Source organism: Sphingomonas sp. BLCC-B65, assembly GCF_028550675.1.
In the GTDB taxonomy this organism is placed as follows: domain Bacteria; phylum Actinomycetota; class Actinomycetes; order Actinomycetales; family Microbacteriaceae; genus Microbacterium.
In genome coordinates, this window is record NZ_JAQQGL010000001.1 from 1,668,854 (window position 1) to 1,684,209 (window position 15,356).

13 protein-coding genes are annotated in these 15,356 nt (G+C 70.5%); 5 read left to right on the forward strand and 8 right to left on the reverse strand.

Going from position 1 to position 15,356, the window contains the following annotated elements; translation table 11 throughout:
* Positions 1-5: 5 nt before the first annotated feature.
* Genes PP359_RS07890 through PP359_RS07905 form a run of 4 tightly spaced genes read left to right on the forward strand, consistent with a single transcriptional unit; the run spans position 6 to position 4,040 of the window.
* Positions 6-1,781: an ABC transporter ATP-binding protein gene (locus tag PP359_RS07890; protein ID WP_499250281.1), complete on the forward strand. Its 1,776-nt coding sequence runs from the start codon at positions 6-8 to the stop codon at positions 1,779-1,781.
* Positions 1,778-2,587: an energy-coupling factor transporter transmembrane component T family protein gene (locus tag PP359_RS07895; protein ID WP_499250282.1), complete on the forward strand. Its 810-nt coding sequence runs from the start codon at positions 1,778-1,780 to the stop codon at positions 2,585-2,587. The genes PP359_RS07890 and PP359_RS07895 overlap by 4 nt, the downstream gene beginning before the upstream one ends.
* Before the next feature lie 44 nt (positions 2,588-2,631).
* The gene (locus tag PP359_RS07900; protein WP_295817779.1) at positions 2,632-3,495 is read left to right on the forward strand and encodes a siderophore-interacting protein; all 864 of its coding nucleotides are present in this window, start codon (positions 2,632-2,634) and stop codon (positions 3,493-3,495) included.
* Positions 3,495-4,040 (forward strand): ECF transporter S component, encoded by a 546-nt coding sequence (locus tag PP359_RS07905; RefSeq protein WP_499250283.1) that lies wholly within the window; start codon positions 3,495-3,497, stop codon positions 4,038-4,040. The genes PP359_RS07900 and PP359_RS07905 overlap by 1 nt, the downstream gene beginning before the upstream one ends.
* A gap of 7 nt (positions 4,041-4,047) precedes the next feature.
* Here the strand turns inward: PP359_RS07905 and PP359_RS07910 are convergent, their stop codons facing one another.
* The 3 genes from PP359_RS07910 to PP359_RS07920 all read right to left on the reverse strand — a co-directional run bounded on the left by PP359_RS07910 (position 4,048) and on the right by PP359_RS07920 (position 7,000).
* Entirely contained in the window at positions 4,048-4,473 is a 426-nt protein-coding gene (locus PP359_RS07910; RefSeq protein ID WP_499250284.1) for a GIY-YIG nuclease family protein, read from the reverse strand.
* 215 nt (positions 4,474-4,688) lie between these two features.
* Positions 4,689-5,852: an acyl-CoA dehydrogenase family protein gene (locus PP359_RS07915; protein ID WP_036319164.1), complete on the reverse strand. Its 1,164-nt coding sequence runs from the start codon at positions 5,850-5,852 to the stop codon at positions 4,689-4,691.
* A gap of 128 nt (positions 5,853-5,980) precedes the next feature.
* Entirely contained in the window at positions 5,981-7,000 is a 1,020-nt protein-coding gene (locus PP359_RS07920; RefSeq protein ID WP_294978776.1) for a M15 family metallopeptidase, read from the reverse strand.
* A 76-nt stretch (positions 7,001-7,076) separates the two neighbouring features.
* Between PP359_RS07920 and PP359_RS07925 the strand changes: the two genes are divergently transcribed.
* Complete coding sequence (locus tag PP359_RS07925; RefSeq protein ID WP_499250285.1) at positions 7,077-8,141, forward strand: Rv2578c family radical SAM protein; 1,065 nt, start codon at positions 7,077-7,079, stop codon at positions 8,139-8,141.
* Between the two features lie 64 nt (positions 8,142-8,205).
* Here PP359_RS07925 and PP359_RS07930 read toward each other — a convergent pair whose 3' ends face one another.
* The 5 genes from PP359_RS07930 to PP359_RS07950 all read right to left on the reverse strand — a co-directional run bounded on the left by PP359_RS07930 (position 8,206) and on the right by PP359_RS07950 (position 15,343).
* Entirely contained in the window at positions 8,206-10,233 is a 2,028-nt protein-coding gene (locus PP359_RS07930; protein ID WP_499250286.1) for a DEAD/DEAH box helicase, read from the reverse strand.
* A gap of 278 nt (positions 10,234-10,511) precedes the next feature.
* Entirely contained in the window at positions 10,512-11,192 is a 681-nt protein-coding gene (locus PP359_RS07935; RefSeq protein ID WP_499250287.1) for a hypothetical protein, read from the reverse strand.
* A 10-nt stretch (positions 11,193-11,202) separates the two neighbouring features.
* Positions 11,203-14,385 carry an efflux RND transporter permease subunit gene (locus PP359_RS07940; protein ID WP_499250288.1) on the reverse strand — a complete coding sequence of 1,061 codons (3,183 nt, stop codon included), beginning with the start codon at positions 14,383-14,385 and terminating at the stop codon, positions 11,203-11,205.
* Between the two features lie 149 nt (positions 14,386-14,534).
* Positions 14,535-14,912 carry a fluoride efflux transporter CrcB gene (gene crcB, locus PP359_RS07945; protein ID WP_499250289.1) on the reverse strand — a complete coding sequence of 126 codons (378 nt, stop codon included), beginning with the start codon at positions 14,910-14,912 and terminating at the stop codon, positions 14,535-14,537.
* Entirely contained in the window at positions 14,909-15,343 is a 435-nt protein-coding gene (locus PP359_RS07950) for a fluoride efflux transporter FluC (RefSeq protein ID WP_499250290.1), read from the reverse strand. Before PP359_RS07950 ends, crcB begins: the two co-directional genes overlap by 4 nt.
* Between the last annotated feature and the right edge of the window lie 13 nt (positions 15,344-15,356).

Below are 15,356 nucleotides of genomic sequence, written 5' to 3' on the forward strand. Positions count from 1 at the left end.
GAACCGTGACCACTGCTGAGCCTGGAGCGGATGCCGCGGTGCCCGATACCCGCGCGTCCGGTGCTCTGCTGAGCGTGCGCGACCTCGGTATCCGTCACGACGGCGCGGATGCCGAGGCTCCCGCCGGCGCCTCGTTCGTCGTCAACCGCGGCGAAGTGGTGCTGCTTCTCGGTCCGAGCGGGGCCGGGAAGTCGACGCTGGCACTCGCGCTCAACGGGCTCATCCCCCACGCGGTGCCGGCGACGGTGCGCGGACGGGTGGAGGTCGACGGTCTCGACACCGCCGAGACCCCGGTGTCGGTGCTGAGCACGCGAGTGGGCATGGTGTTCCAGGATCCCGACGCGCAGCTGGTGACCGGAACCCTCCTCGACGAAGTGGCCTTCGGCCCCGAGAACCTGCGTCTTCCCGTGACGGACGTGCTGGAGCGCGCAAAGGAAGCCCTGCGCCGGGTCGGCCTGTGGGACCGGCGGCACGAGAACCCCGACCGCCTGAGCGGAGGCGGCCGCCAGCGCCTCGCGATCGCGTGCGCGCTCGCGATGGGCTCACCGCTTCTGGTGCTCGACGAGCCGACGGCGAACCTCGACCCGCAGGGCGTCGAAGAGGTCTACGCGACGCTCGGCGCGCTCGTCGCCGCCGGCGATCGCGCGATCGTGCTCGTGGAGCACAACCTCGACGCCGTCGTCGGCATCGTCGACCGGGTCGTCGTGCTCGACCGCACCGGGCGCACCGTGGCCGACGGCACGGTCGACGAGGTGCTGCGCGCCCGCGCCGCCGAGCTGCATGAGATGGGGGTCTGGCTGCCCGTCTCGACCCTCGCCGCACTGCGTCTGCGCGCCGCGGGATGGACGCTCGATCCTCTGCCGCTCGACCCGACCGAACTGCGCACCGCCCTCGACGCGGCGGACGCACCGGCCGGCTCGCCCGCGGCATCCGTCCTATCCGCAGCCGATGCGGCGCCGGTCGCCTCCGCAGAGCCGTTGATACGCGTCCGCGGGCTGCGCACTGTGCGGGGTCGTCGCGAGATCCTGCACGGCATCGACCTGGATGTGGCGGCGGGCGAGTTCGTCGCCATCGTCGGCGCGAACGGCGCGGGAAAGACCACGCTGCTGCAGTCGCTCGCGGGAGTCGTCCCGGTGCCGCGGGGGCAGGTGGTGCTCGACGGCATCGACGTCGCGCGCAGCGATCCGCGCGAGCTGGCGCGGCGAATCGGCTTCGTGTTCCAGAATCCGGAGCACCAGTTCATCGCGCACACGGTGTTCGACGAACTGGCGCACGGCCTGCGGCGGCAGCGGCTCGCCGAGAACGAGGTGCGCGAGCGGGCCTTCGATGTGCTGCGCCGGTTCGACCTCGACGGCAAGGCCGACGTGCACCCCTTCCTGCTCTCCGGCGGGCAGAAGCGGCGCCTGTCGGTGGGCACCGCTCTCGTCGCCGGTGCGCCCGTGCTCGCCCTCGACGAACCCACGTTCGGTCAGGATCGGGCGCGGGCCGACGAGCTCATGGATCTGCTGGAGGGCCTGAGCGCCGACGGCACCACGATCCTCGTCGTCACCCACGACATGCAGCTGGTCACCGAGCACGCGCATCGCACGGTCGTCGTCTCCGAGGGGCGCGTGATCGCGGATGCCGCGACCGCCGCGATCTTCGCAGACGACGATCTGGTGCGCGCGGCGGGTCTCCGTCAGCCGCCGCTGCGACGCGCGTTCGCAGGGATGACGCGGCATCCTTCTCTTGCCGAGGTCACCCGCCTCACCGATCTGCCGGTGGGGGTGACGGCCCCGTGAGCGCCGCCGTCACCGATCCGTGGGCGCGCACCGACAGCGAGAGCGTTCGCACGCTGGAGGGCATCAACCCCCTGGCGAAGCTCGCGGCGCCCCTGCCCGCGATGATCCTGCTGGTGTTCGTGCGCGACCTCGCCACCCCGCTCGCGTTCATCGCCGTCGCCTATGTCGTCGTGCTCCTCGGCGCGCGGCTGACCGCCCGGGTGGCCCTGCTGCTGTTCGTCGCGCTGCCCGCCGCGGCCCTCGTCATCGGAGCGTCGATGAGCCTGTGGACCGATCCCGCCCGCGTCGGCGGCGCCGTTCTCGCGCACGTCGGCTCGTGGACGTTGACCAGTGGAGCCCTGGCAGTCGGGTTCGCGACAGGACTGCGCCTGGCCGCGATCGTCGCGCTCGCGCTGATCGCAGGCCTGACGACCACGGGCCCCGACCTCGTCCGGGCGAGCGTGCAGCAGCTGCGCGTGCCGTACCGGGTCGGCTACACCGCACTGGCCGCCTTCCGCTTCGTGCCGCGGTTCGGGCACGAGCTCGACGTGATCCGCCAGGCCCACCGGGTGCGTGGGTCGCACGGCGGCCCCGGACCGTTCGCCGCGATCGCGCGCTGGTGGGGCTATCTCGTGCCGCTTCTCGCGGGCGCGATCCGCCACGCCGAGCGCGTCGCGCTGTCGATGGATGCCCGCGCCTTCGGCGCCCACCCCGACCGCACCGAGCGTCACCTCGTCCCGTGGCGCCGGCGCGACACCGTCTTCGTGGTCGTCTTCTGGCTGGTGAGCGGCGCCATCCTGATCGCCCTCTTCCCCTGGACCCTCTGACGCCGCACTGCGCATCCCTGTCCACACACACGAAAGGGGCTCCCTTGGCCCGCTCGTCCCGCCTCACGAAGCCGTCGGCACAGCCGCTCCTGCGCCTCGAGGTCGTCCGCACCGAACGCCTCGCGCCGCACTGGATGCGCATCACCCTCGGCGGCGGCGACATCGCCCGCTTCTCGCCGATGGGCTACGACCAGTGGTTTCGCCTGTTCCTTCCCCACCGCAGCGACAGCGCGGGCACGGGGCTCGAGCGGATCCCGGCGAAGGCGAACAGCATCCTCGGCTATCTGAGCTACCTGCGCATCCCGGAGGGCATCCGTCCGGTCATGCGCAACTACTCGGTGCGGGCCTATCGCGCCTCGGGTCCGAGCGGCGGTGCGGAACTGGACGTCGACTTCGTCCTCCACGGGTCGGGCCCGACGGCGGGTCCCGCCTCGCGCTGGGCGGAGACGGCGGCGGTGGGCGAATCGGTCGTGATCATCGACGAAGGCATCGGCTTCGCGCCCGAGCGCGGTGTCGACCGGGTGCTGCTGGTCGGCGACGAGACGGCCGCCCCGGCCCTCGCCGGCATCTGCGCATCGCTTCCCGCCGCGGCGACGGGGACGGTCGTCGTGGAAGCGCCGTCCGCGGACGATGTTCTGACGTTCGAGGCGCCCGTGGGGGTCGACGTGACGTGGCTGGTGCGGGATGCCGCGGCATCCCCCGGCACCCCGGCGCTCGAGGCCCTGCGCGCGCTGGGCGCCCCCACGGCCGATACCCACGTGTTCGTCGCCGGCGAGCAGTCCCTCCCGGTGGCGGCACGGCGTCACCTCGTCGGCCTCGGGCATTCGAAGGATCGCATCAGCTTCGTCGGGTACTGGCGGCGGGGCGCGGCCACCGCGACAGCGCACGCCGCTTCGGAGGTGCACTGATGGGCAGGGCGTCGACCGCGTACCTGCTGACGTGCGCCGCGATCGGCGTGGCCGGGGGCGTCGTGCTCGCGGCGGGCTGGTGGCTCTCGCTCGCCCTGTTCGCGACAGTGCCGTTCGCAACGGTGGCGATCGCCGGCCTGTGGGTGATTCCGCCGGTCGTGGCACTGCGCCTGCTGCAGCGTCCGTTCGCCGGCCTGCTGGTGGGGCTCATCTCGGGGCTCGTTCTCGCCCCGTTCTATACGATCTCGGCCGTCGCGACGACGCTGTTCTGGGCCTTCTTCCCCGAACTCCCGTTCATGGTGACGCTGTACCGACGGTGGGCGACGTGGCTGCACTACGCCGGAGCCGCTCTCATCGGCGTGGCGTATCCGATCCTCGCGGCGCAGTCGTTCGACCTCTGGTCGATGGCCATGCCCGTGCTCGTCGGATTCATCGCGCTGTGCGCGGCATCCTGCGTCGGCGGGACGGCTCTGGCCATTCTGATCGCCGACCGGCTGCGCGCCGCGGGAGTCGCACGCCTGGCCCGCCACCGCGCGGTGGTCTGAACGCGCGTCAGCTGACCGAACGACGGAGGGCGTCGGCGACCCAGCGGGCATAGCTGTGCCAGGGCGGGATGCCGTCGGCGAGCGCCGCCGCATGCGCGCGCAGTTCGGGCGCGGCACGGAACCACTCGCCGCCCTCGCGCAGGGGCGCGAACTGCTCATGACGCGCGCGCTCGACCGCGCGGCCGCCGCGCTCGAACGCCAGCAGCTCCTGATGCCAGATCGCGGCGAGGCGCTGGCGTGGCTCGCGACTGGTGCCGATCTTGATGCGCTCTTCCCACCGCAGGTAGTAGACGACCTCGACGCGCGGGCGCGGCAGATCGGGATCGGGGCTGTCGCCGAGCCGCCACCCGCACACCGGACAGGTCAGGATGCCGTCGGCATCCGCCTCTGGCCGTGCGAGCCCGCACAGCACGCACTCCTCCCGCCGCGACACCCCCGCACGCTACCGCGCCCCGCCGACACCCGCGGCCGCCGCCCCCGACCGCGACCCGATCGCCCTCCGACCGCGAGACACCGTCTACGCACCGAAACACCGGTTGTGGCCAGGTGTCTCGGTGCAGAACCGGTGTCTCGCGGACGAGGAGGGATGCCGCGGGAGCGCGCGCGGGCAGATCAGCGCGCGCGGGCAGATCAGCGCGCGGGGGCGGATCAGCGCTTGCCGACGATCTGTCGCGACACGATGTCGCGCATGATCTCGTTCGTGCCGCCGTAGATGCGGTGCACGCGGGCGTCGAGGTAGGCGCGCGCGATCGGGTACTCGGTGATGTAGCCGTAGCCTCCGTGCAGCTGCACGCCGATGTCGAGCAGCTCCGCTTCACGATCGGTCGACCAGAACTTGACCTTCGCCGCCTCTTCGGCCGTGAGCTTCTTGTCCTTGTAGAGCATCATCGCGCGATCGTTGTAGGTCCACATGACGTCGACCGTGGTCGCCATGTCGGCGAGCAGGAACCGGGTGTTCTGGAAGTCGGCGATCCGCTCACCGAACGCCTCCCGGCTGAGCACGTAGTCGCGGGTCCACACGAACGCGGCCTCGCCCGCGGCCGCAGCCGCGACACCGATCGACAGACGCTCGAGCGGCAGGTTCATCATGAGCTGGATGAACCCCATGCCCTCCTTGCCGCCGATGAGGTTCGCTTCCGGGACGAACACGTCGGTGAAGCTGAGCTCCGCGGTGTCCCACCCGTGGAAGCCCATCTTCTCGAGCTTCTTGCTGTGGTCGAAACCCTCCATGCCGTCTTCGAGGATGAGCAGGCTGAAGGCATCCGGCCGGTTGCCCTCGCCGGTCTTCACGAACGTGACCACCATGTCGGCGGTCTTCCCCGAGGAGATGAACGTCTTCGCGCCGTTGACGAGATAGCCGCCGTCGACCTTCTTCGCGGTCGTCTTGATGCCGCGCAGGTCGCTTCCGGCGCCGGGCTCCGTCATCGCGAGCGCGCCGAGGATCTCGCCCGTCGCCATGCCGGGCAGCCACTTCTCCTTCTGCTCCTGCGTTCCCATGTGCACGATGTACGGCACGGCGAGGTCGTCCTGGATGCCGAAGGCACCGGCGAGCGAGCCCTGCCCGGCTCCGATGGTCTCCTCCAGGACGATCGAGCGGAATCGATAGTCCTGCAGCATGCCGGCGCCACCGAACTCCTCGGGCACGCTCAAACCGATGATGCCGGCTTCGCCGGCAGCGAGCATGGTCGCGCGGTCGATCTCACCGTCCGCCTCCCACTGCTTGCGCTTCTCTTCGGTGGCGAAGCGCTTGAGGAACTCCTTCACGACGTCGCGGAACGCCTCGTGGTCCTCGTCGTAGATCTCGCGCTCCATGGTGCGCCCGTCCTCTCGTCGTCGAGTGTGGAATCTGCCGGATGCCGCGGGAGGAATCCCGGATGCCGGTGGCATCGCATCCCAGCATCCATGGTACTGGGTTTCACCCCGGGCGTGGCGCTCGACAATCAGTAGTCCGGCGCCGCCGGCAGGCCGAAGAAGTCCTCGAGAGTGTGGAAACCGCCGTCGCGGTAGGCCTTCGCCAGCGCGGGCCCGATGTAGCGCAGGTGCCAGGGCTCGGCCTCGTAACCGGTGATGGAGGTGTAGCCCTCTTCGTAACGGACGACGAAACCGAATCGCCAGGCGTTCGCGGCGACCCAGGCGCCTTGGCGCGTACCGCCGAACGCTTCGATGGCACCGCAGCCGCCGTCGCAGGCTGCGACGTCGGTGGCGAGTCCCGTCTGGTGCTCGCTGAAGCCGGGGCGGGCGCTCTGCTGATCGGCGACGTCGCGACCGAGCGAGTTCACGTACCCGTTGTAGGTGCGCGTCTGGGACGCGAACGATCGGTAGGCGCTGTTGAGGCCGATCGCCCCGACGCCCTCCTGAGCGGCGGCGGCGACGAGAGCCGTCAGCGCCTGCGCCGCCGCGGGCTGCAGTCTGCCGTCGACCGTGCGCTGCATGTCGGCGGGCGCGACCAGCTCCGTGGGCTCGACATCCAGCGGGTTCAGGGGCCGCTTCTTGTCGACGACGATCCAGAGCCGATGCGGGTCGCCGAGATCGATGCAGGGTGCGGAGCCGGCGACGACGGCGTTGCGGAAAGCCGCACCGCCACCGAAGGCGGCGATGACGTCCTCGTCCTGCCCCGCGGCGAGCGCTGCGACCACGGCGGGGTCGTCGCACAGCGCCGCAGCGCCGGTCTGTGCGGGTACCGGCAGACCCGTGGCCGGCGGCGCCGTCGCGTCGGCTCCGCTCGGCAGAGCGACGGCGGCCGCCGCGATCGCTGTGGTCGCGGCGCCACTCGGGCCGCGCGCGCCGCTGAGCGAGAAGGCCGAGATGCCGACGACGGCCGCAACGGCCCAGAACACGATCGCGAACGCCGTCCATCGCACGCGCAGCGGCACGTTCGAGAGCCACTCTCGGCGCGCTCGCGGGCGCGGGGCAGCGGCGCGCGCGGCGCGGCGACTGGTCGGCTGCTCGGGGTGCGGCACCCGCCTATTCTGCACGCCGAGCCCGTGTGACACCTGCCCGTTGCACATTTGTCGTATCTCTGTTCGAATGTACGGCATGCGGTGGTGTGGACAGAGTATCGATGCAGCGGATGCCGCTGCCTTGCCCGGCATGGAGCGCCTCGACGGCCTGGTCCGCACCGTCACGACCCCGGAGTTCGCCGGGATGACCTTCCACGAGGTGGCGGCCAAGTCGGCGTTGAATCATGTGCCCTCGGCATCCGCGATGCCGTTCGACTGGACGGTGAACCCGTACCGTGGCTGCAGCCACGCCTGCTCGTACTGTTTCGCGCGGGGCACCCACACCTACCTCGATCTCGACGCCGGGCGCGATTTCGACGAGCAGATCGTCGTGAAGGTCAACGTGGCCGAGGTCCTACGCCGCGAACTGGCCGCGCCGTCGTGGCAGCGGCAGCCGGTGGCGCTCGGCACCAACACCGACCCGTATCAGCGCGCCGAGGGGCGTTATCGGCTCATGCCCGAGATCATCGATGCCCTCGCGGCGAGCCGAACGCCGTTCTCGGTGCTCACCAAGGGCACGCTGTTGCGCCGCGACCTGCCGGTGCTCGCGCAGGCGCGGCGTCGCGTGCCCGTCCACCTCGCGATGTCGATCGCCATGCCCGACGAGCGGCTGCGGCAGACACTCGAGGCCGGTGCACCGACGTTCCAGGCACGCCTGGACACCGTGCGTGCGGCGACCGAAGCCGGATTCGCCGTGACGGTGTTCCTGATGCCGATCGTGCCGCACCTGACCGACTCCGTGGCGGTGCTCGACGACACGCTTGCGCGCATCGCGGCATCCGGCGCCGTGCGCGTCGTCTTCGGGGCACTGCACCTGCGTCCCGGCGCCCGGGAGTGGTTCTGGCAGTGGCTGGAACGCGAGCATCCGGAGCTCGTGCCCGCTTATCGAGGGCTCTACCCCGGCGCGACGGTCTACGCGCCGGTCGGGTACCGGAAGTGGCTGGCGGCCCGCGTGCGTCCGCTGCTGCGACGGCACCGTCTCACCGGTGGTCCGGAGGACGAGGTCGAGGCGCGGCCGGCGCGACCGGGTCCGGTGCGGACGACCGCGCGGGCAGCGGCATCATCGTCGGTCGCGGCATCCGCCCCCGCGATGCTGTTCTGACAGGGAGTCGGCGGGGGCCGCGGCGCGAACACCGCGGCCCCTCCGCCTCGAGAGCGCGTCGAACTCAGCGGTCGACGTGCGCTGCCTGACGCCCTGAGATCTCCTCGAGCACGTCGTCGCCCGGACGGGCGTCCTCGAACGGCGCGTCGATCTCGGCGCGCTCGAGCATCTCCGTCATGCGACGGCGGCGCTGGCGAGGGACGAGAGTCACGACCGTTCCGACACGACCGGCACGGCCCGTTCGACCCGACCGGTGCAGGTACGTCTTGTACTCGTCGGGGGCGTCGGCCTGGACGACGAGGTCGATGTCGTCGACGTGGATGCCGCGCGCGGCGACATCGGTGGCGACGAGCACGCTGACCCGACCGGACGTGAGGCGCTCGAGGTTGCGCGTGCGCTTGGCCTGGTTCAGGTCGCCGTGGAGGGCGACGGCGTGGATGCCGGCGTCGTCGAACTGCTCGGCGAGCATCTCGGCGTAGGCCCGGGTGCGGGCGAACACGAGGGTCTTGCCGGCGCGGTCGACGAGCGAGGTGAGGATCTCCGCCTTGTCGCGGTGGTCGATGACGAGCACGCGGTGGTCGATCGTGCCGGAGTCCTGGTCTTCGCCGGCGACCTCGTAGACGGCGGGGTCGACGAGGAACTCATCGACGAGGGCTGCGACCTCCCGGTCGAGGGTCGCCGAGAAGAGCAGCTTCTGCGCGTCGGGGTCGACGAGCCGGAGGATCCGCTGCATCGGCTCGAGGAAGCCGAGCTCGCTCATGTGATCGGCTTCGTCGAGCACGACGATGCCGACCTCGGAGAGGTCGAGCTTGCCCTGGTTCTGCAGGTCTTCGATGCGTCCGGGAGTGCCGATGATGATGTCGACGCCCTTCTTCAGCGCCCCGACCTGGCGCCCGGCGGGCACGCCGCCGTAGATCTGCGTGGTGAAGAGGCCGACGCTGCGGGCGATCGGCTGGATGGTGCGGTCGATCTGCAGCGCGAGCTCGCGTGTCGGGGCGAGGATCAGCGCCCTCGGGCTGCGGCCGAACGCGCGACGCTTGCCGGCCTGGCTGCGCAGCACCGCCTCGACGAGCGGCGCGCCGAACGCGATGGTCTTGCCCGAACCGGTGCGGCCGCGGGCGAGCACGTCCTTGCCCGCGAGAATCGGCGCGATCGTGGCGGCCTGGATCGGGAACGGGGCCGCGGCGCCGAGCTCGGCGAGGGTCCGCACGATGTTGTCACCGAGACCGAGGCTCGCGAAGCTCACATCCGCGACCTCTTCGGCCTGCACGGCCTGCGCCTGCAGCTTCTCGTGCACGACATCGGCGTGCTCCTCATAGGCCTTGCGCGCCGCGGCATCCTTTGCGTCCGAGTTCCAGTCGGAACGGTTGCCGCCGGTGCGAACCGGGCGGTCGTCGCGGCGCGGACGGTCGTAACTCCTCCGATCCGCATCTCGCGCAGCGAAATCAGGGCGCTCGCGTCGATCCGAGCGCGAGGTGGAGGAGTGGCGTCCGCGGTCGTCGAACGAACGAGCCGGACGGTCGTCGAACGAACGAGCCGGACGGTCGTCGCGACGCGGACGTTCCGCGTCTCGGAAGTCGCGGCCTTCGCGCGGCGCACGCGCGCCATCGCGACTGCCGCGCGTCGAATCTGCGGAGTTGCGGCCATAGCCACCGCGCTCGTCGCGGCGCGGGCGGTCGTCGAACGAACGAGCCGGACGGTCGTCACGGCGCGGGCGATCCTCGAACGAACGAGCCGGACGGTCGTCACGACGCGGGCGATCCTCGAAGGAACGAGCCGGACGATCGTCGCGCGCGGGGCGGAAGCCGTCGCGGTCATCACGACGCGGGCGCTCGCCGTTGGCGCGCGAGCGGATGCCGCGAGCCTCGTCGCGTCCGGCCCGCTCCTGGGCGCTCCAGCGCTGCTTCGGCGCAGTACCCGACTCCGCGGCCTCGGCCGGACGGTAGCCGCGGTGGTTCGGGCTCTTGCTGCCGGGCTTACCCGCGGAGGACTGTCCGGGGCGACGCTTGGCGTCCTGGTAGCTGGTCTTCGCGCCGTAACGCGGCTCGAAGTTCTGGGCGCGGCCGCCGGCCGGCTTCTTGCTCTTGGGCATGGTGTTCTTCCTGGGTTTTCTCGCGCGAGAACAGCGCCGCCGCGCAGCGAGAGCCGGAGCGACCAGGAGGCCGGGCGGATCGGGGCGGCGGGCAACCCGGTGGTCCGGGGGCCATTCAACAGTGATGGTCATGCGCGTCGATCGACGCTCACCATCGGCCCCTTGGACTCACAAACCCACCCGCGCCGCAGCGCGGTGTCCAGAGCCGACCCCACCACTGTACCCGGTCCACCTGTGAGAGTGCCGGTCAGGAAGCGCCTACCCCGACGGTCTCTGCCTCATCGCGCGTTCGCGGCGTGAAGGGCCGCAAGGGCGGCGGGAAGGTACCCGGAAAGCATGGCCGCTTCCTTGCTGTTGCCGACGACCGCGATCCACGTGTTCCCCTCGAAGGCGTAGCCGACCGCGCCATCAGCGATCTCACCCGCCACGTGAGCGGTGAAGACAGTGGCACCGTCGATCGCCGCTTCGGTGTAGTCCGCACTGCTGCGCAACGCGGTGATCAGCTCGTCACGCACGTCGGTCGGAAGCTCGAGCAGACCCGCCTGGACGCCACCGTCCGAACCCCCTCGCACGCCCCAGGCGCACTGGCTGGCTCGCTCCGCCTTCGTGACGGCAGCGCGCGCCAGCGGGCCGGGAAGCCGCTGTTCAAGGGTCCAGCCAGGATCCGCGTACGCGACGGCGTCGGCCGAGAAGTACTTCTGCAGGACAGAGATCGGGATGAAGTCCTCGCACCGCGGAAAGACGAGCACCGCGCTCGCCGGCGGCGACGACGGCCCCGACCCCGACCCCGACCCCGACCCCGACCCCGAGGGCGATGGAGGCACGGCGCTCGCGCTGGAGGTTGAGTCTGGCGAAGCGGTCATGGCAACGGCATCGGGCGCAACGCCGGCGGCGCAACCGCTGAGTGCACCCGCGAGAGCCAGCGCCGCGATCGTTGCCGACAGAACGTTTCGTCGCATGCGGCCGAGCCTATCGACGACGCGACCGCCGGGGGTGCAGAGCGGCGGACCCGTCCGCGGAGGCCGCGGCATCCACGTCCGTCCCGTCGTCGCCGCCACCGGCCCGCCGGGCTGCCCGTCGCTCGCGCGCACCCTCCACCAGGTTGTAGAGCGTGGGCAGGACGAGCAGGGTCAGCACGGTCGAGGAGATGAGACCGCCGATGACGACGATCGCGAGCGGCTGCGAGATGAAGCCGCCGTGGCCGGTGATGCCGAGCGCCATCGGCGTGAGCGCGAAGATCGTCGCCAGCGCCGTCATCAAGATCGGACGAAGACGTCGCGATCCACCGGCGACGGTCGCATCGTGCGCACTCAGACCCTTGGCGCGGTATTGATTGACGAGGTCGACGAGCACGATCGCATTCGTGACGACGATGCCGATGAGCATCAGCACGCCGATCAGCGACGCGACGCCGAGCGGCACGCCGGTCGCGATCTGCAGGAGGATCGCGCCGGTGGCGGCGAACGGCACCGACACCAGCAGCAGCAGCGGCTGACGCAGCGACTTGAACGTCGCGACCATCACGATGTAGACGATGAGGATGGCCGCGAGCATCGCGAGGCCCAACTGGCCGAACGCATCGGACTGCTGGGTCACCACACCGCCGACCTTCGCGGCCGCACCGGTCGGAAGGTCCAGGCCGGTCAGCGCCGTGCGGACGCTTGCGGAGGCGGTGTTCAGGTCGTCGGTCGAGGGCGACACGGTGACCGTCGCCGTCCGCTGACCGCGCTGGGTCGTGATGGAGGTCGGCCCCTGGCTCTGCTCGACCGTCGCGACCTGATCGAGGCGCACGAGCCCGCTCGCCGAGGCGACCTGCAGCCCCTTGAGTTCGTCGATCGTCTTCGGCACGGACGCCGCCTGCAGGTAGACGGTGAGGGCGGTGCCGTCGATCTCGACGGAGCCGATCTGGCTCGGCTGCATCGTGTTCGAGACGAGGCCGCCGACGGCGACCTCCGACAGCCCGAGCTGCGCGGCTTTCGCGCGATCGACCGTCACCGCGATGTAGGGCAGGGATGCCGACAGGTTGGACGTGATCTGTCCGATGCCGGCCTTACCCTGCAGCGCCGCCACCACGGCATCGGTCGCCTTCTGCAGCGCGTCGCCCGACGGCGCGGTCACGTCGACCTCGACGTCCGTGGAGCCGAAGCCGCCCTGGCCGGACGAGACGGTGACGGTGCCGACGTCGGTGAGGTCGGCGAGCGCCTTCTCCACGTCGTTGCGCACGGTCACCTGATCGGCTGACGTGTCGGTGGTCACCGAGTAGGTGATGCCGGTGCTGCCCCCGCGGAACGCATCGCGCACGGCGGAACCGCTCGATCCGATCGAGGTCTGCACCGTGGTGATGCCGGCGACGCCCTTCAGAGCGGTCTCGACCTTCTTCGCGGCGGCATCCTCGGCGTCGAGGCTGGGGGCCTGGCCGACCTGCTGCGTGACGGTGAAGGTGTTCTGTCCGCTGTCGCCGAGGAAGTTGGTCTTCATGAACGGGGCCGCGGCGATCGTGCCGCCGAGCACGAGCACGGCGACCAACAGGGTCACCCACGAGTGCTTCAGGGTCCAGCCGAGAATCGGCAGGTACGCACGCTGCAGCCTGGACGGGGGCGCGGCGGGGTCTTCCGGGTCGATCGGGTCGCCCTCGGCATCGCGCACGGGCTTTCCGGGGCGCAGGAACCAGTAGGCGAGCACGGGAACGATCGTCAGCGCGACGAACAGCGACGCCGCCATCGCGATCGTCACGGTCATGGCGAAGGGCCGGAACAGCTCGCCGGTGACGTCGCCCACGAACGCGATCGGCAGGAACACCGCGACGGTGGTGATGGTCGACGCCGTGATCGCGGCGGCGACCTCGCGAACCGCCAGCAGGATCGACGAGAGCTTTTCGGCACCCTCGACGTAATGGCGTTTGATGTTCTCGATGACGACGATGGAGTCGTCGACGACGCGGCCGATCGCGATCGTGAGGGCGCCCAGCGTCAGGATGTTCAGCGAGTAGCCGAAGGCCTGGATGCCGACGAAGGTGATGAGGACGCTCGTCGGAATGGAGATCGCGGTCACCAGCGTCGAGCGCACCGACAGCAGGAAGACGAGGATCACGAGCACCGCGAAGACGAGGCCCAGCAGACCCTCCTGTGCCAGCGACTCGATCGACTGCTCGATGTAGGGCGCCTGGTCGAAGACGACGCTGAAGCTCGCGTCGCCGCCGATGTCGCTCTGCAGCTTCGGCAGCAGGGCCGTGACCGCTCGGCTGACGTCGACGGTGTTGGCGGAGGGCAGCTTGGTGATGGAGATGGTGAGCGCGGGCTCGCCGTTCACGCGCGAGATCGAGGTCACGGGGTCTTGCGCGAGCGCCACGGTGGCCACATCGCCGATCTTCAGGGGACCGTTCTTAGCCGCCCCCTCGAACTGGGCCGCCGAGGTGGGCACGAGCGGCAGCGCCGAGATCTGATCGACCGAGGTGAGCTTGCTGCCGGTCTGCACCGTGAGCGTCTGGTCGCCTTCGGTGACCGTGCCACCCGGGAAGAGCACGCCGTTCTGCTTGAGGGCGTCGGTCAGTGCCGTCTGGGTGAAGCCGGCGGCAGCGAGCTTCGCCTGATCAGGGGTGATCGTGACCCGCTGGCCCTGGCCGCCCACGATCGTGGCGGCGCTGACGCCCTTGACGTCTTCGAGGTCGGGGATCGTGCTGGCCTGCAGTTGGGCCTGGATCGTCTTCTCATCGCCATATCCGGTGACGGCGAGGGCGATGACGGGCAGATCGTCGATCGAGAAGGAGACCACGTTGGGTTCGACACCGGTGGGCAGCGTCGACTTGATGCGGTTGATCGCCTGCAGGATCTTCTGCTCCGCGGTCGCCAGGTCGGTTCCGTAGGTGAAGGACGCCTGGATGATCGAGGCGTTCGTGGTGCTCGTCGCCGTCGTGGACTCGAGTCCCGGAATGCCCTGGATCGCCGTCTCGATGGGCGTCGATACGTCGTTGTTGACCACATCGGGCGACGCGCCGGGGTACGTCGACAGGATCGACAGCTGGGGGAACTCGACCGAGGGGATGAGCTCCTGCTTGAGGCTCGTGAGGGCGAGGCCACCGAAGATCGCAGCGACGATCGTGATCAGGGCGATCAGCGCCCGGTTCTTCAAGCTCAGGACGGCGAGATGCGACACGGAAAACCCTTGCTGTCGGAAGGCGCGGACGAAAAACCGATACACGCGTGTATCCGCCTCATTCTCGCACGCGGACAGACGGCGGGCGGCGACGGAAGCCGGGGGATAACCCGAGAATCCGGACGCTCGGAGCCCACGGGCGTCGACGCTCAGCGCGGGAAGAGCTCGCCGATGACGAGGCCGGCGGCGGCGGCGATGAGGGCGAGCACGAGCGTGCCGATGAGGTTGATCCAGGCCCAGTCACGGCGACCCCGCTCGGCCAGCAGCGCCGTCTCCGTGGACACCGTGCTGAAGGTCGTGAAGCCCCCCAGTACGCCCACGCCGAGAATGCTCGCCCATGCCGGCGCCACGTTCGGCCCGAGACCGGTGACGAGCCCCAGCAGGAAGGAGCCGAGCACGTTCACGAGAAGGATGCCGATCGGGAACGCGCCCGATCGCCCGCGCATGATCGCGGCGTCCATCAGGTAGCGCGCACCGGCGCCCAATCCCCCGCCGACGACGAGTGCCGCCATCTCGACCGGGTTCACTCGGCATCCTCCGGACGCTCGACCTCGCCGGGACGGTCGGCGATGCGCCGCCCGGCCGCCAGTCCCACCACGGCGGCGAAGACGCCGCCGAACAGCGAGACCACGACGAGGATGATGCCGACGTAGGGCGACGCGCTCGAGGTCGAGAGGGTCTGCACGGCGAACGCGCTGTACGTCGTGAACCCGCCCATGACTCCCGTGCCGAGGAAGAGTCGAGCGCGCGGATGCCGATCGGCGAACCAGCCCACGATGACGCCCAGCAGCAGCGAACCCAGCAGGTTGATGACGAGCGTGACGGCCGGCACGACAAGCGGATGCGGGTTCACCGCCCCCAGGGGCACCACCACGGCCGCGCGGATCGCGACGCCGATCATGCCGCCCAGGATCACCAGCACGAGGGCGACCGGCGAGAACCAGCGGGGACGAGTCACGTCCGCAGACTAG